Origin of the sequence: Bacillus sp. FSL K6-3200 (assembly GCF_038630485.1) — a bacterium.
In the GTDB taxonomy this organism is placed as follows: Bacteria; Bacillota; Bacilli; order Bacillales; family Bacillaceae; genus Bacillus; species Bacillus safensis.
Genome location: NZ_CP152032.1, coordinates 1,981,061 through 1,997,660, shown reverse-complemented (window position 1 = coordinate 1,997,660; position 16,600 = coordinate 1,981,061). Strand labels below are relative to the sequence as shown.

14 protein-coding genes are annotated in these 16,600 nt (G+C 42.5%); all 14 read right to left on the bottom strand.

Annotated features, from left to right (window positions below; all coding sequences use genetic code 11):
* Nucleotides 1-8 precede the first annotated feature (8 nt).
* The 14 genes from MHI60_RS10045 to MHI60_RS09980 all read right to left on the bottom strand — a co-directional run bounded on the left by MHI60_RS10045 (nucleotide 9) and on the right by MHI60_RS09980 (nucleotide 16,441).
* Complete coding sequence (locus MHI60_RS10045; RefSeq protein ID WP_272511011.1) at nucleotides 9-1,205, bottom strand: glycosyltransferase; 1,197 nt, start codon at nucleotides 1,203-1,205, stop codon at nucleotides 9-11.
* A gap of 19 nt (nucleotides 1,206-1,224) precedes the next feature.
* Entirely contained in the window at nucleotides 1,225-1,980 is a 756-nt protein-coding gene (locus MHI60_RS10040) for a glycosyltransferase family 2 protein (protein WP_034281105.1), read from the bottom strand.
* 24 nt (nucleotides 1,981-2,004) lie between these two features.
* Nucleotides 2,005-2,682 (bottom strand): hypothetical protein, encoded by a 678-nt coding sequence (locus MHI60_RS10035; protein WP_144483680.1) that lies wholly within the window; start codon nucleotides 2,680-2,682, stop codon nucleotides 2,005-2,007.
* 72 nt (nucleotides 2,683-2,754) lie between these two features.
* A complete protein-coding gene (locus MHI60_RS10030) occupies nucleotides 2,755-4,212 on the bottom strand; it encodes an O-antigen ligase family protein (protein WP_144483683.1) in 1,458 nt (485 codons plus the stop codon).
* Nucleotides 4,213-4,251: 39 nt separating this feature from the next.
* Nucleotides 4,252-5,181 (bottom strand): NAD-dependent epimerase/dehydratase family protein, encoded by a 930-nt coding sequence (locus MHI60_RS10025; protein WP_095409683.1) that lies wholly within the window; start codon nucleotides 5,179-5,181, stop codon nucleotides 4,252-4,254.
* A gap of 14 nt (nucleotides 5,182-5,195) precedes the next feature.
* Complete coding sequence (locus MHI60_RS10020) at nucleotides 5,196-6,533, bottom strand: UDP-glucose/GDP-mannose dehydrogenase family protein (protein WP_144483686.1); 1,338 nt, start codon at nucleotides 6,531-6,533, stop codon at nucleotides 5,196-5,198.
* 79 nt (nucleotides 6,534-6,612) lie between these two features.
* A complete protein-coding gene (locus tag MHI60_RS10015; protein ID WP_144483689.1) occupies nucleotides 6,613-7,797 on the bottom strand; it encodes a glycosyltransferase in 1,185 nt (394 codons plus the stop codon).
* A complete protein-coding gene (locus tag MHI60_RS10010; RefSeq protein ID WP_144483692.1) occupies nucleotides 7,794-9,245 on the bottom strand; it encodes an MOP flippase family protein in 1,452 nt (483 codons plus the stop codon). The genes MHI60_RS10015 and MHI60_RS10010 overlap by 4 nt, the downstream gene beginning before the upstream one ends.
* A gap of 18 nt (nucleotides 9,246-9,263) precedes the next feature.
* The gene (locus MHI60_RS10005; RefSeq protein WP_044140051.1) at nucleotides 9,264-9,923 is read right to left on the bottom strand and encodes an exopolysaccharide biosynthesis polyprenyl glycosylphosphotransferase; all 660 of its coding nucleotides are present in this window, start codon (nucleotides 9,921-9,923) and stop codon (nucleotides 9,264-9,266) included.
* A 199-nt stretch (nucleotides 9,924-10,122) separates the two neighbouring features.
* Nucleotides 10,123-10,719 (bottom strand): hypothetical protein, encoded by a 597-nt coding sequence (locus tag MHI60_RS10000; RefSeq protein WP_223251029.1) that lies wholly within the window; start codon nucleotides 10,717-10,719, stop codon nucleotides 10,123-10,125.
* 129 nt (nucleotides 10,720-10,848) lie between these two features.
* Nucleotides 10,849-12,345 carry a cell wall-binding repeat-containing protein gene (locus MHI60_RS09995; protein WP_144483698.1) on the bottom strand — a complete coding sequence of 499 codons (1,497 nt, stop codon included), beginning with the start codon at nucleotides 12,343-12,345 and terminating at the stop codon, nucleotides 10,849-10,851.
* A gap of 125 nt (nucleotides 12,346-12,470) precedes the next feature.
* Entirely contained in the window at nucleotides 12,471-13,961 is a 1,491-nt protein-coding gene (locus tag MHI60_RS09990) for an N-acetylmuramoyl-L-alanine amidase (RefSeq protein ID WP_095409689.1), read from the bottom strand.
* Nucleotides 13,962-13,984: 23 nt separating this feature from the next.
* On the bottom strand, nucleotides 13,985-16,093 hold the full coding sequence (locus MHI60_RS09985) for a SpoIID/LytB domain-containing protein (protein WP_095409690.1): 2,109 nt from the start codon (nucleotides 16,091-16,093) through the stop codon (nucleotides 13,985-13,987).
* A 24-nt stretch (nucleotides 16,094-16,117) separates the two neighbouring features.
* A complete protein-coding gene (locus MHI60_RS09980; RefSeq protein ID WP_024423640.1) occupies nucleotides 16,118-16,441 on the bottom strand; it encodes a hypothetical protein in 324 nt (107 codons plus the stop codon).
* Nucleotides 16,442-16,600: the final 159 nt, after the last annotated feature.

The window sequence follows — 16,600 nt, the reverse complement described above, 5'->3', positions numbered from 1 at the left end:
CTGATGAATTATGCGTTTTCTTTAATATTCGTTAGTTCTACCATGTTTGTGAACAGCGTGTGCCAATCTTTTTTCTTCGCACGGCTTTGTCTTAGATGTCTATAAGTCATGTCGTCTTTTTTGCTGATCACTTTTTGGCAGGCTTCTACGAAGAGCGCAGGATCCTCGCCCTCTAAATATTCATACACATCATTCTCTTTTAGCCTCTCCGTTGACGGAAGATTTAAACCGACAACCGGTATTCCTGCGGCTAAAAATTCATACAGCTTAAGCGGGAACACGGCTTGATTGTAAGGAGATTGTTTATACGGCATCATGCCTACATCAATCAGCTTCATATACGCAGGCACTTCTTCCGGTGCAACAGCACCTGTCCAAATCACATTCGGCAGTTTAAGTGCATGCTGAAAAGATGGATCGCCATTTGTTCCATCCGGACCGACAAATAAAAATGTCCAATCAGGCTGCATGCGAGCAGCTTCTGCTATCATGTCAAAATCGAGCTTCGGCTTGATGCCTCCAATAAAACCTAGAACGGTTCCGCCTCTTCCTTGCAGCACATCCTCCTTACACGGAAGATTGCTTTTCGCAAACACATCATACTCGACGCCATTTTCCACTGTAAACACATCTTTCGGTTCACCCATAAGACGTTTTTTGATTTGGTCGTGTAAGTATTGAGAAGAGCATGTAATGCTGTGTGCGTATTTGATGATTCGATTTTCTGCTTTGACAATGACACGCTGCCTCATATAAGAAAGCAAATTATTTTTGCCGCTTATAGGCTCTCCCCACAGGTCACTGCAATCATAGACAATATGTTTCCATTCAAATAAAGAAGATAAGAGCGGAAAGCCCGGAAACGTATACCATAAGCAAACAGCGATTCCCTTCTTTTCCTCCTGCCGCAAATGCTCAAGAAGAGGGGACAATTTATGAATATAGAACATGTCTTGATATCGGCCAAAGCGGAAAAATTTGCTCTTGAGCACATCAGGAATGGTCATTTGCTTCATTCGATCGGTTATGGGCTGAAAGGGAGCTGTATGACGGGATGCAGATGGGCATACCCAGATGACCTCTTTCGTTTCTGGATCAGATGCTAGAAACTCCGCCAGTCGATGCCGTCTGTACCTCAGACCGTCCTGTCCCCATTCTCCCGTCGCTACGATAACATGTATGATCGAGTCTGCTTTCACCTTTATCACCTTTTTTCCCTTCTGTTTATAAGCGCTTCTTCACAGCATTTGTCGCATAGTGCATAAAACACCAAGATGCTTTGACAAAATGAAGCTGCTCAATTTCTCTGTAGACGAACCACGTTTTCTTCGCTGCTTTCCACTTGTTACTAGAGATCGAGTTTCCAACGATCCGGTATTCACTGAGCGGTTCACTCATCCCATAGGCTGTAAATCCTCTTTTTAATATGGACAGCCACGTAGCTAAATCCTGTCTCGTGCGGATATTCGGCATTTCTACATGTCCTATCTTCTGTACATCAAGCATCACCGTTAAACAGCCGATAATGGTGTTTTTCAAGGCTTCATCATAGGTTAATCTCGCTGGTGCAGTGACGGTTTTTTCTAACGGTTCTCCATTTTCTGCAATGATGTCATATGCCGTGAATGTAAAGGCATAATCGTTTGTCAGCATGAAGTCTACCTGCTTTTCGAGCTTCGTCTCTTTCCACTTATCATCACTGTCTAAAAAAGCAATGAAGCGGCCTTTTGCCTGTTTGATGGCTGCGTTTCTAGCGATGGCGGCTCCCCCATTTTGCTCTAAATAAATGACGTTGATTCTGTCGTCTGCTTCACTTAAGTCCCCAAGCAGCTTCCTTGTTCCATCTGTTGAACAATCATCTGCGATGATCAGTTCCCAATTAGAATAGGTTTGGGCAAGGACGGAATGAACTGTATCCGTTAAATAACGTTCCGCATTATAGGCCGGTGTAATGATTGATACTAACGGTTGATTGTTCACCTAAGACTCATCTCCAGTTCATCATTAAGATTCTTTGAACACTTCGGGTAAGACCACAAACATGAGCGAGATGCTAAAGCCAATGACAAGTCCAAGCAGTGCCCGCTTTTTCGCTGACATGCCTTTATTGCCTTCATCAAGAACTTGAGTAGGATCAACAATCTTCGCCTGCTTCATTCCAAGCTTTGTAGACTCCAATTCATATAAAAATCGTTCTTTATCGACTTTGGAATCGTTGCTGACAGATTCATCTTCTAGAGCAGATAATCTACTTTCAATCACCTGCTGCCTTTTTGTAAATAATGCTTTGTCTTGCTTTAGAAATGTATCCGACACCTGCTTCACGACAGCTAAAGCATGATCCTTATCAGCATCTGTGAAAGACAGCTGTAATTGTGTATCTGATTGATTTGTGAGGATGAGGCGGCTTTTCACATCCTGTCTTTCTTCTTCTTTCACATCACTGAGTGCTTCATTCAGAAATGCATCGCTTTTTAATAGAGATGTCACTTCTGCGATATTGTTATACACTCCGTCATCATATTTACCAAGTGTTAGGGTAACGGCAGCTGTGTAACTAGACTGCTGCGCAGTTCCTTTGGCAAAAAAGAATCCAAAAGCGCCTAATACGACAGGCAGCAGCACAAGCCATACGATATACTTTTTGATTCGCTTCCCTATTCTAGATATGAAACCAGACATGTTCATTCTCCCAACATTGACGTATTTGCTTTTTCACTAGTGTAGCCATACCAGCGCAGCATCACACACGGTTTACCAAGTCTTAAATCGTTGTTTATTTTTCAACATATTCACCGCTGCGATTACGAGTCCTAAAAAGACCCAGTGGAAATATAAATTCGAGACAGAACTAGGACTAATACTTGAAACGAGAAAGCTCAGCATGGCAGCAAACAAACCTTCAATGATCATTTTTGCTGATCTTGTTTCAGCCCATTGGTATTGTTTATATAGCGTGAACATGAGATAAGCGTAGACTGAAATATAGCCCAGCATGACCGCAAACCCAAAGTTCGTCATCACTTCCAGCAGCCAATTGTGCACTTCAACGACTTGATCTGTATCAAAGATCGAAAAGTGGGCTAAGTAGTAAGATACATTCCCCGCTCCGACACCGAACCCGTATGAATCCGTAAAGAAATGCCATGCATTTTTGATCAAATTCGCTCTCGCAATGTTGGATGGGAGTGGTTCACTAAAAGAATGCGCGACCTGAGAAGCGAGAAACAAGTCATAAAAGACTGAATAAATCTTGGCTGAAAAAACAGCGATACAGATAACACCAAGTCCGCTTGCTGCGATGAGTGACCACTTTTTGAGAAAGCGCGGCATTAGCAGCCACACATAAATGGCCACTCCTGCAAATATACCAAGCAGGCTGGCGCGGGATTCTGTTAACAAAATGAGATACAGTGCTGCGATGGCACCAAATAATCCAAATGCTTTGATATAACCATTTTTCATTTGCCTCATACACGCTAAATACAAGAAAAAGCTAATGGATAAAAACGTCGCAAAGTCATTTTGATTAAAAAAGACAGCTGTAGGATAGTGCTGTTTATACGCGGGCCCAAGATACAATGAAGTATTCGGTAAATGGTTCAAAGTAAAGTGATTATAAAACCCTATCCCCATGACAAATACAGTCATGATGAGCCAAATGCTATAAAAGGTGACCACTTGATCCATTCGCTGAATGTACATGACCACAAGAAAGACAAATCCCATCCCCATTGCAAGCAGGGACATATATTTGAGACCGTCTGTGACCGAATGAGCCCACAGCAGTGAGATGAGCCCGTAAAGAAACCATGCAGCGAAAAAACCAAGAATCCCTTTTACACGAATCTGCTGCCACTGCGATATGTACGTCCCCTTATCTCTCATCCGCCATATAAATAAAGCAAAGGCAGCAATGAGCATAATACGGTAGAGAAAAAGACTAAAGAACCCGGCACTAATTGAAAAGAAAGCGTTGTTGAGAAAGGTCAATGCAATTAAAAGATAAATGGCTGACATGAACACTTGCTCACCGTTCATATATAGCTTCATCAACACGAGAAAAGCTGTCAGGACCAAAAGCAGGACCGGAATGGCGACGATCTTTTTTAACCCGGCGGGCTGCGCAGACGCCATTTGTACAAGCCCTAGCCCTGCTGCAAATAATATACATCCGATCATGATTTGCCATGCTGTTTGTTTCACACTCATACCCATTTTCCTCCTAAGCAACCCATCCGATTTGAGGGATTAAGCCTTGACTTCCTGTTTATAGTAGGAAATGGTACGAGCCAAACCTTCCTGTAAACTCACAACAGGCTCCCATGCTAAGACTTGTTTCGTTTCCTCATTTGCCAATGTACTATGCACGATATCTCCTACACGCTGCGGCTTGTAAATCGGTTCAAGCTGTGAACTCGTTACCCGTTTCATCGTTTGAAACAGTTCATTTACAGTAATGGAATCACCACACGAGATATTTAAACAAACGTTTGATTGGGCTGTTAAAGCCGCAACATTCGCTGCCGCTAGATCACCCACATAGATAAAGTCTCTTGTTTGTTCCCCATCTCCAAAGATAAAAGGGGCCTCATCCTTTGCAAACTTATCAGAGAAAATAGAGACAACTCCGCCTTCGCCAAGTGCGTCTTGGCGCGGACCATATACATTGCTGTACCTGAGAATACAATAGTCCACATCATAGAGTGATTTTGCCATTTCTAAATACCGCTCTACTGTCAGTTTTGCTAAGCCATATGGTGAACCAGGTTTCAGCCGGTGAGCGGTGTCTACTGGCAGATACACCGGGTCTCCATAGACAGCTGCTGATGAGGCAAAGATGACTTTTTCCACCCCTGCTTCAGCCGCAGCTTTCATGACGTGCAGAGATCCTTTGATATTGACCTCTTCGTCATAAACAAAATCCTGAACGGAAACAGCTACACTTACTTGTGCTGCTAGATGAATGATATAATCCGGTGCGATTTGTTTGATCAAATCAATCGTCGCTGGCTTTGTGACATCTGCCTCTATGCATTGCACGGAAAGATGGGCAATATTTTCTCGAGATCCAGTTGAAAAGTTATCAAGAACGATGGGCTCATAGCCTTTTTCTAGTAAAGCCTCTACCGTATGTGATCCAATAAATCCGCTTCCCCCAGTAACCAATACTTTCTTCATCCAAGCTCCCCCTGTTATTGTGCCTTCGATACCAATTCTGCTTCCCATACACTTGGGCGGCCAATAGACTGGTAAATAAATCCTCTCTCTTTCATTTCTGCTGGATCAAACAAATTCCTTCCATCAATTACAATCGGTGAACGAAGCAGCTGCTTGATCTGGTCTTTATCCATCTTCTGTACGTCGTCCCATTCTGTTAGGATGAGACAGGCATCTGTGTCTTTTACTGTGTCATACAGGTCCTTGCTGAAGACCGCCTGCGGGCCAAGCTCCCGTTCAGCTTCTACATAAGCAATCGGATCATAGGCTTTCACAAAAGCACCTAGCTCTCTCAGCATTGGGATAATATCTAATGCAGGCGCTGAACGCATATCATTCGTATTCGGTTTGAATGCGAGGCCTAAGACAGAAATGGTTTTTCCTTTAATATCACCGAACACACTCATCAATTTGCTGACAAGGTGGGCTCTTTGGTTGTTGTTCGTTTCAATGACAGATTCGATCAGCTTGAACCGGTACCCGGATGTTTCGGCAATTTTGAGAAGAGCCATCGTGTCTTTCGGGAAACAAGATCCCCCAAATCCAATGCCTGCTTTTAAAAATTTATGCCCGATGCGGCTGTCTAATCCAACTCCTTCACTGACTTTTTCAACGTCAGCGCCTACCCGCTCGCAAATATTTGCAATGTCATTAATAAATGAGATTTTTGTGGCAAGCATGGCATTTGCAGCATACTTAATCATTTCAGCACTTTCTAAGTTGGTCTCCACAACCTCTGTTTGAAACGGATCATGCAGCCTTTTGATGATGGTAGAGGCATGAGTGCTTGTCGAACCAATGACCGCCCGCTCCATATTCATCGTGTCTTGAATTGCAGAACCTTCCCTGAGAAACTCTGGATTGGATACGACGTCAAAAGGATATTTGCTGCGCGATGCCTTTTCAACAATGGCTTGAACGAGACGGCCTGTTCCAACGGGCACTGTGCTTTTATTGACGATGATTTTATAGCCATTCAGATGTTCACCGATCGTTTGAGCGACGGCTTTCACGTACGTTAAATCTGCTTCCCCCTGTGGTGTCATCGGTGTCCCTACGGCAATATAGATAATCTCTGATTCCCTAATAGCGGCAGGAATATTCGTTGTAAAAAACAGTCTTCCTTCTTCTGTATTCTTTTCAATCAATTCCTTTAAACCTGGTTCATAAATGGGAACGACACCACTTTTTAAGCTGTTGATTTTTGATTCATCGATGTCACAGCAGATGACACGATTTCCGATATCAGCAAAACAAGTACCCGATACTAACCCGACATACCCTGTTCCAATCACAGCAATTTTCTTCAACATTTTTCATCCTCTCAGTAAAAGCATATTGTCCGTTCCAAGCTGTTTATCTATCTATCATTCTTTGCACATTTCATCTTGTTTAAACGATCGATGTTGATTGATTGAGCACCTTCTCATATTGCTGAATGAGATGCTTCGCGTTATGTTCTGATGAATATTCTGTATGAACCATTTCATAAAGATCGTTCTTCACTTCTTCATTCCATCTGTTTTCATAAAGGCAGGCGTGAATCGCCTCTTTCAGCTGACTCGTCGAACGTGGTTCAACAAGCAGATGTTGATAGGTAGAAAATAAGGATGGGAGACCACCAACCCGTGTTGCAATGACAGGTACTTTTAAAGCGAGCGCCTCTAGAACGACGGTTGGCATTCCTTCACTGTAGGACGGGAGTGCAAACAGATCAGCTGCCATTAAGTAGTCTCTCACCTGCTCATTCGGCACCTGCCCTGGGAGTATAATAGATGCTCCAGCTCGTTCTGAGAGCTCCTTTGCAAGAGGGCCTTTTCCAACAAAGACTGCTTTCACACCATTCATGCTGCTGACAGCATCAGCCAATTCAAGCAAACCCTTCTCTTTCACTAAACGCCCGACGAAAACAACGAGCTTATCTTGAAGCGGTAAACCTAAGTGCTTTCTAATGCCTTCTTGATCTTCTTCTGTTATGGAAAATGATTGGAGCGGAATACCAAGCGGAAGACATTTTGCTTCTACCTTCGTCATCTCATTTGTCTTTTTAGCCAGCTCCTCACTCACTGTCAGAACAGCAGATGCCTGCTTCACCGCCGTTTCAAAAGCTGCCTGTGCCCCTTTGCTATAGCTCGGATATACGTTCACATCACTGCCGTGCAAGGTCAGAAGATAAGGGATTTGCGTTTCTTTCTGAATAACAGCCGCAGCTCCGCCAGACGGCATGGCAAAGTGCGCATGGATAAAATCTGGTGACAGCTGATGACGCTGCATTGCTCGGAGAACGGAAGCCGCTATTCGTTTACTCGGCTGCGCCCATTTCAGCTGTCCAGGGAGCGCTGGATAAGGCGGTCTATATACCGTTACTCCGTTCCTCACTTCCTGTTCAGGCAGATCTCTTCTCTGCCGATAGGATGCCTTCAGCATCCGTAATACCGGCGGATTCACTGGATTCGGACAAATAACAGTCACTTTTATTCCTTGTTTGAGCAGCTCCTGCACTTGCGTTTCATGAAATACGCCCTCACTCGGATGTTTTTCACTAGGATATACACTTGTCAGCCATAGCACCTTCATGACGAACGACCTCTTCTCAATAATTTGCCTGCAGACTGCGGATACATTTTGATGAGCAGCAAGCCATACAATGCAGCACTGACACAAACAGTCAGTAGTAATTGAAGTGAAATATCTGCTGATGTCAGCTTCATCCCTTGATGTAAAGCTACCGCACAGACAGCCATGAGCAGCGTCATGACAGCGGGCTTTCCAAGTGATTTTAAATACACCTTCATATCAAGCTGAATGACATATGCCATGAGCCATCTGCCGACAATAAAGTTGAGCAGGCTGACACCTGAATAGATCCAAGCTACTGTGAGCAGACTGCCTGTGCTGACGCCTGCATATAATGCGCAGCCATACACGATAAGCATCCCCGTATCCCAATAAAAGGCTAAGTCCGCTCTCCCTTTTGCAAGAAGTATTGAACCATTTGGATTCATCAGCACTCGCAGAAGGCCGACAATGCACAATATATTTAGAACCGGAACCGCTACTAGCCATTTCTCTCCAAACACGACTTCTATAAAGCTATCTGATACAGCAGCAAGGCCGATTAATAATGGAAAACTAACCAATGCGAGCATATTCGTCATACTTAGGAAGCCCTCTCGCAGCATGGAGTGATCACGCTGACTTTTTGCGAAAACTGGGAAAGCCACCCTCGTCACAATCGGATTTATCTTCAGCACGGGAATCGTCACAATTTGATACGCCAAGCTGTAAATACCTAACGCTTCCGCTCCAAGAAACCGGCCAATTAAAATCATGTCGATGTTCGATCCTGCTCGGTTGACCAGTCTGGATGCGAGCTGGAATGCACCGAATGAGAAAAATTCCTTCACTTCTCCTAATGCAAAAACAGGTGCTGGGCGCCATTTCCTCCAATAAGCCGCTGCATACATGAGACCTTTTCCTGATTGCAGCAGCACTTGAGAAATGACATAGGCGACAATCGGATTCATGAAGAAGGCGAAAACGAGTAAAACGAGCAGTGATATGATGGTTGCAATGGTTTCAATTGTGCTTAATGTTTTAAAGGCTAAGTCTTTTTGCATCATATACTGGTACTGCTGGCCAATCGGTGCGATCAGAAACATGATCGATAATAGCTTGAGCAGACCCTCTAGCTCTGGCCGGTTATAAAAAGCGGCTATCATTGGGCTTAGCAGGATGAGCAGACAAAACAAGATAATCCCTGTGAGCAGGTTGATCCAATATAATGTAGATAATTGACGTTCTGTCGTTTGTTCCTTTTGAATGATCGCTGCCCCAATTCCTAGATCAAGTAAAATCTGCGTAAATATTGTGACAGTTGTGATCATGCCAACGAGTCCAAACTCCTTGAGTGACATCACGTTCCCTAAAAAGGCGAACTGTGCAATTTGGATGATGGTGATGATCAATGCGGACAAGCTTGTCCATTTTGCCCCGCCTAGCATGCGTTTTTTCATACTTGCCATTTCTCTTCCCTACTTTACTTATCTGGCTCCGTCACCAGTCATGATGACTTTTAACGTTTTTACCATAATCTTCGTGTCGAGAGAAAATGTCAAGTTTTGAATATACTGTAAGTCGTGTGTTAATTTTTCACTTGGACTCATTTCATATCCGCCATTTACTTGAGCAAGACCTGTCAGCCCCGGCTTTACCGTCAATCTTTTTGTGAAGCCTGGAATCGTCCGATTAAATTCTGCGGTAAACATCGGTCTTTCTGGACGAGGACCTACGATACTCATTTCTCCTTTTAACACGTTGATAAATTGCGGAAGTTCATCAATTCTTGTTTTACGGATGAATGCCCCCACTTTGGTGATACGCGGGTCATTTTTTTGAGCCCATTTCGCTCCTCCGCTTTCTGCGTCAGTTCTCATCGATCTGAGCTTCCATAATTTAAAGTAAACACCGTCTTTCCCGACCCTTTCCTGCATATAAAAGGCTGGCCCTGGTGTTTCCAACTTAATCAAAAGAGCAAACAGCAAAATGATTGGCGTACTCAACATCAATCCGATGAACGAGAACATTAAATCTATGAAACGTTTTGCAAATAAATAACGAACCATATGTTCTGTTAAGGCAAAAGAGTGATTTCGTCTCACTTCATATTCTCTGTAAAGATTCATCGCTTTTTCTGCACTCACTGACTTGCACCTCACCATTCAAAGTAGTTGTTGTGTAAAGAGATGTTCTATGAAAGTCAGTTTAGCAGAGCAACATTAAGCAAATGTAAATGCGCTGTTAAGTCTTGTAAAACTATGTTAAGAATGTGCACTTATATCAAGTTATGCCCTTTTCAACGTAAAAAAGACCCGCAATTCTGCGGGTCTCCAGGTCTTTTCTTTATTTTGCTTTTACAGATTCGATCGTTTTCAATCGAAGTGTTCCGTTTGCATCTTTTGTATAGGTTACTTTTACTTTTGATTCTTCTTTTAAGCTGTTCACTTGTTTAGAAAATGTATTTCCGAATTGAATAGCTACTTCTTTTCCATCAATGTTGACAGCAATTGTATGTCCATCAGCCAAACCGACATATGTGCCTTCTTTGGTGACTTCATTTTTCTTACTAGTCGTTGATTCTTTCTTTGTTTTAGAGTCACCTTTTGAGTCAGCTTTTGATTGGTCTTTAGCAGGTTCTTCTTTTGTGATTTCTTTGCTTGAGCTGTCTTTTGCCTCTTCATCAGATTGACTTGCTGGCTCTTCTGTTTGAGCAGCTGTTTCTTTGCTTTGATCATCTGATTTTTCATTTTTTGATGATTGATCTTCTGATTTTTCGTCCGCAGCCTTATCTTTGTTTTGATCGGCTGCTTCGGTTGTTTCTTTTTTGCTGTCTTCCTTTTTGTTATCGCTTGATTGATTTGTTGTGCCGCACGCTGTGAGCATTACACCTAGAAGCAATACTAGAAACGGCATTGTGATTAATTTTTTCAAAATCGTCACCTCTTCATGATTTGTCGGTTTGCTGTCGTTTGAAGATTTATGTGTAAACCATTCACCTTCTATGTTTCAATTATAACAAACATAACCAAAAATGAAATGTATTTTTAACTTGACACTTCTTTTATCGGTTCATTTTGCGTCAAAGTAATTGGACACACCAGTCGCAATTCCAGAAGCCAGCCGATCCTTTGCAGCAGATGATTTTAAAATACTCGCATCAATTGGGCTTGTCACAAAGCCGGTTTCTAGCAAAATACTCGGCATTTTGGAATATTTGATGACGTAGAACCCTGCTGTTTTCACTCCGCGATCTCTTGTTCCAAGGGCGCTGACCATTCGAGGCTGAACCTTTTGTGCCAGCTTGATACTATTAGCAGCCGCATATGTCGTATCATAATACGCCTCTGTCCCATTCGCACGGCTGTTATCATTTGCGTTGGCGTGGATACTGATGAATATATCTGCACTTGCCTGCGCTCCTTTACTGACACGTGTCTGCAAGGAGTCAAATGTATCAGATGTTCTCGACATGACAGTAAGGGCACCCGCTTGATGAAGCCTCGACTGAAGCTTTAATGCGACTTCTAAATTAATGTTCTTTTCAAGCAGGCCATTCCCTATAGCTCCAGCATCCTGCGCACCATGACCCGGATCAATAAAAATCGTTTCGCCTAAGACCGCATTTTTCAACTGCATGATGACATTCGTTTGAATGGTTGATATTCCGCCTACCACAGTAAATGCTGATATCTGTTTTGTTCCAATGACTTTTCTGATAGCATTCGGCACCGTTTGGGCGTCTGTGAGCAGAAGAGTTTGTCCCTGTTTCGCTGCTATACTTGCCGCAGCTGCTGCATCTGCATAGGCATACCCTTGACTCATAAATGTTTGACTTGTCTTCATTGGATACGTTTTAGCAATTTGGGCAGCCGCCTCATACCGATTGGCTCCGCTTATTCTGACTGGTGATGGAAGCTTTTGAAAAGTGGGTTTATTAACACTCGCTTCTCCGCCGATCACAATGGTCCGCTTGACCGCTTTGTTTTTTAATAGATTGGCTGTTTCTTGGCGCAGCCCTTTCGCATCTGTTAATAAAATGGGATAGCCTTGTTTGGCAGCGTAAGGAGCAATCGCGACAGCATCAGCATAAGCAGAACCATTCACGACGACAGCCGCACTAGCACTCTTCATGTGCTTAGCCACATTTGCCGCCAATTCATAGCGGTTCTTTCCTTGAATACGGGATACGGATAGATTCATCGCTTTTAACTGCTTCACGACTTTTTCAGAAATACTCGCAGTCCCGCCAAGAATCGTTACCCGCTTCGTTTTCAGCTGCTGCAACACTGTCTTTACTGCACCTGAAAGACTGCCAGCATTCGTTAACAGGACTGGGGCCCCTTGCTGATAGGCATAAGGCACAGCACTCAGGGCATCTGCATAAGCATCACCGCCCACAAGCACAACGGCAGGCGCTTCCTGCCAGCCCCTTTTTGCGGCATTTACCGCGACCTCATACCGATTGCTTCCTTCTATCCTCGATACAGTGTGCTGAGCAAAAACGGATGGTGTATATAAACATAGTGAAATAGCAATCAGTAAAATACATTTGATATCCACACGCATGAAGTCAACCTCCTTGGTTTGAACCCTTCACCCAAGAACTTCATGAACTTTTAAAAAAGGCTGCCGAGTACGTTCTCGAGCAGCCTAAGAGGAGTATCTGAGGCACCCCTCAGGTTTGTGTTTTCTTATCTAAAATAACCTGACACACCGCTTGAAATACCTGACGCTAATCGATCTTTATACGTAGCAGATTTCAAGATGTTTGAATCAACTGGACTGGAAACAAAACCAGTTTCCAAAAGAACGCTCGGCATCTTAGAATATTTAATGACGTAGAAGCCAGCTGTTTTCACACCACGGTCTCTTGTGCCTAGTGCACTAACCATTTTAGGCTGGATGTTTTGCGCCAGCTTCAGGCTGTTTGCAGCCGCATAGGTTTTGTCATAATACGTTTCTGTTCCATTTGCACTGCTGTTATCATTTGAGTTCGCATGGACACTGATGAAGATATCTGCATTTGCTGACGCACCTTTGCTCACTCGTGTTTGAAGACTATCAAATGTGTCTGATGTTCTTGACATGGTCACAAGTGCACCAGCGTTGTTTAATTTCGTATTTAAACGCTTTGCTACATCTAAATTCAAATTCTTTTCATATAATCCGTATCCTACAGCTCCTGAATCATGCGCGCCATGACCTGGATCAATGAATACTTTTTTACCAACAGCTGGGTTTTTCAACTGGTTCACAACAGTTGGTGTCACTGTATTTGTACTGCCTACGACAGTAAATTTGGTGATTTTTTTGCTGCTCACTGTTGCTCTTGTTACTTTTGGCAGCGTCTTTTCATTTGTTAGAAGCAAAGCTTTGTTTTGTTTCGCTGCAATTCCTGCAGCAGAAGAAGAAGTGGCATAACCAAATCCTCTTCCTACATAGGTATTATTGACGCTCATATTATACTTTTTCACAATATTTGCCGCGACATCATAACGAGTCGAGCCTTTGATTCGTGTTGGAGATTTCAATTGGTTATAAGCGGCTTTTGTGACGTAATTCTCTCCGCCGACTACAATGGTTTGTTTCACATTGCTTGCTTTTGCAACAGAAGCGATTTCAGAGCGAAGTCCCTTTTTATCTGTGTATAGAATTGGGAATCCTTTTTGAGCTGCTACAGGTGCAATCGCAATCCCATGTGCATAGAAAGAACCCTCAACGACAACGACGCCTGCTGGCTTGTTCATTTTTTTCGCGATATTGGCAGATAGCTCATATCGGTTTTTCCCTGAGATACGCTGTGTGGAGATGCCCATTTTCTTCACTTGGTTGACCACGTTGTTTGACACACTTGATGTGCTGCCTAAAACGATCACCGTCTTTGTTTTTAATGAAGTTAAGGCTTTCTTTGTATCACCAGAAAGGCTTTTACTGTTAGTGTAAAGAACTGGTCCATTTTTTTGGTGTGCAAGTGGAATTCCTGCTGTTGCATCTGCATACGCAGTTTTCCCTACTAAAACGACTGTACTTGCAGTTCCCCATCCTTTTTTCGCTACGTTTGCCGCTACAGCATATCTGCTCCCGCCATCAATTCGTGAGACTGAATTGTCTGCCAAAGCTGTTGGAACGATAACGAAAATAGCGATGAGGCTGAGGATGGCTGTTTTCATCAATGAGCGCATCTTCTATGTCCTCCTTTTACCCTTTAATAGTTTGTTAGTTTTGTTCCTGGATAGTAGAACGAGAGTATGGAAGAATATGAGTTTCCAGATTCAGCTCTCGCTTTGGCTCCGTATTGGCTCATACCAATGCCGTGGCCATACCCTTTTCCTGAAATCGTGAAATCATTTGTATTGTTTTTGACTGACGCAAACGTGCTTTTCACCTTTGTTGCGCCCATAACGGATCTAAACTCGGTCATTTTCATACTTGCCGTTGTGCTTTTGTTTACCGAATATGTGCCTGTTTTGTTTTTCAGATGGTATGTCAGTTTGATCGATACCGTCTTCGCTCGTTGGCCTTTTGTTTTCCCTGAGAACGTCAGGCTTGAGATCGATGCGATTTTCATATCAGATGCAGCGGTTTCTTTGTTTTTGAGCAGCCATGATTTAAGGCCTGCAAGGTCAGCTGCATTTGTCTCTTTTGCTTTAGACCATTGAGATGCTGCTGTGCTAGCAGTCAATGTCGTGCCTAGTTGTTTCTTAGAGAGTTTCAGTGTCCATGGATTGACTGGATCTTTTGGATCCTTTTTGGCCACTAAGTATGGCAGTGCATTTCCCCATACTTCTTCACTTGCCTCTGTATAACCGCCATTGCTAGAGTAATAGGTTGCTGAAATGAGCTGATTGTTATATTTCAGAACCTTTCCTTTTGTAGCATCGACAGCTTTTGTCGAATTTGTGTACCAGTTATATCCCCCATATACTTGGAAGGCTGTTGTATCAGGGACGACTTTGCCAATACTTTTCACCGAATACGTTCTAGCGGCAACCGCCTGTGCTTTTAACGCTTCAACATTCCAGCTTGCAGGCATTTCATTTGGTACTACACCTTTTAGATAGTCTTCAAATGGAATATTTTCGAGAGTCGGCCTGATATACCCTGATTCAATTGCAAAGTTTACACTGCCTAAGTACGGCTTTCCTGCAATTTGAAGGACATTTTTTGTTGAATATTTCTCAGGAACAACTCTTACTGTGTTATACGTCTTTATGCCTTTTAATGAAATTTTTCCGTTAGAAATATTCAATTGGTAGTTTTGATTTTTTTTCAGATAGACTTGTTTGGCTAATGAATTTTTCAAGCTATCTTTAATTGCACTTGTGCTGCCAGCAAGATGATAAGCATATGTACCTTTTTCCTTCAACAGTGCTTTTAAAGATGCTGTGACAGAATCGGGTTTCACATACACAACGGTACTGTTAGATTTTGCAGCCAATTGCGACAGCGGCATAGCATAAATATAGCTAGAGGCTTTTGCCAAATAAACTTTATCTGCATTAATATTTAATTTTTTTATAATATTCACAGATAATTCATAGCGATTGGCACCGCTGATTCTTGTCACCTGTGAGGTTTTTTTGATTTGATTTTCCACTTTTTGACCAGTGCTTTTCGTACTGCCGATGATGATCACTTTACTTGGCATTCTATAAGACGGAATGGAATCTTTTTTTGTTAACAGGATAGGGTATCCCTTTCTCGATGCGTAGGATGCAATGGCAATCCCATTCATAAATGAGTTCCCGCCGACAACGACAGCTTGCTTATAGTTACCCATTTCTTTAGCGATTTTTTGGGAGATTTCAAACTTGTCTTTTCCACTAATACGTCTGACTTTGCCATACTTTTTAATAGATTTCTCAGCAGCTGTTGAAATACTTTTCGTATTTCCGATAATCAGGATGTTATCCGGCTTCATTTTCTTCAGCTGGTTTTCTGTTGTTTTCGTCAGCTTTTCAATATTCGTATACAAAATAGGTGCGCCCAGTTTGTATGCTAACGGTGATACAGAAATCGCATGATCAAATGCATCTCTGCTCACAATGACAACAGTTGATGGATTTTTCCAGCCAGCAGATGCAATACTGTTGGCTACTTCGTATCTATTTTTGCCGTCATATCTTTTCGTTACAGCAACATTTGATCCTGATAGCTTGTATTCTCCAGTTGTTGAAATATCCATGCTTGTTTTGTTTCCGATATAATTAGATAATTTCACCGAAATTGCCGAGCTGGCCATGGCAGACTGAAGGGGTGCAATTAGTAGAGTCAGTGTTATTAGGACAATAAGTGTAATGCCTGTTTTCTTCAATTTTGTTCATCCCGCCCATCTTTTTTACTTCTGTTTTTCAATCTTCTGGATTTCCTTTTGACCACTGTCATTAATAAAGTAAGAGATTTCTACTGTGTCTCCTGGTTTAAATTCATTTAACACATCTTTAAAATTATCCGTAAATTCATAGCTTAAGGTCGTGTTCACTTTTTTCACTTCGACTGTATGTGCATCAGCCATTCCAATAAATTCAGCTTTCTCTTCCAGTACCTGAGGAGTTGAACTGCTTGTCTTGTTTTCTCCTGAGGACTGCTCAGCCGTTCCACATGCTGTGAGCACGATACCTAGTAGCAGTATTAAGAACGGTAAAACGACGATTTTCTTCATTTTTTTCACCTCATGTCTTTGTATCGTCTTATAACTTATTATTTTAAGGTAAATTTAAGGTTTTTTGAAACCTTTTTTTTGTTACAACGTCTATATCTAGGTTCAGAGTAAAAAAATAACTTGTTTATCAAGATTCGTAAACCTATAATCATGGAAGAA

Excerpts from the sequence above, each read along its gene's own strand:
- MHI60_RS10025 (WP_095409683.1), bottom strand. The coding sequence starts at position 5,181 with ATGAAGAAAGTATTGGTTACTGGGGGAAGCGGATTTATTGGATCACAT.
- MHI60_RS09990 (WP_095409689.1), bottom strand. The coding sequence starts at position 13,961 with ATGCGCTCATTGATGAAAACAGCCATCCTCAGCCTCATCGCTATTTTC.
- MHI60_RS09995 (WP_144483698.1), bottom strand. The coding sequence starts at position 12,345 with ATGCGTGTGGATATCAAATGTATTTTACTGATTGCTATTTCACTATGT.
- MHI60_RS10020 (WP_144483686.1), bottom strand. The coding sequence starts at position 6,533 with ATGTTGAAGAAAATTGCTGTGATTGGAACAGGGTATGTCGGGTTAGTA.
- MHI60_RS10010 (WP_144483692.1), bottom strand. The coding sequence starts at position 9,245 with ATGGCAAGTATGAAAAAACGCATGCTAGGCGGGGCAAAATGGACAAGC.
- MHI60_RS09980 (WP_024423640.1), bottom strand. The coding sequence starts at position 16,441 with ATGAAGAAAATCGTCGTTTTACCGTTCTTAATACTGCTACTAGGTATC.
- MHI60_RS10035 (WP_144483680.1), bottom strand. The coding sequence starts at position 2,682 with ATGTCTGGTTTCATATCTAGAATAGGGAAGCGAATCAAAAAGTATATC.
- MHI60_RS10030 (WP_144483683.1), bottom strand. The coding sequence starts at position 4,212 with ATGAGTGTGAAACAAACAGCATGGCAAATCATGATCGGATGTATATTA.
- MHI60_RS10015 (WP_144483689.1), bottom strand. The coding sequence starts at position 7,797 with ATGAAGGTGCTATGGCTGACAAGTGTATATCCTAGTGAAAAACATCCG.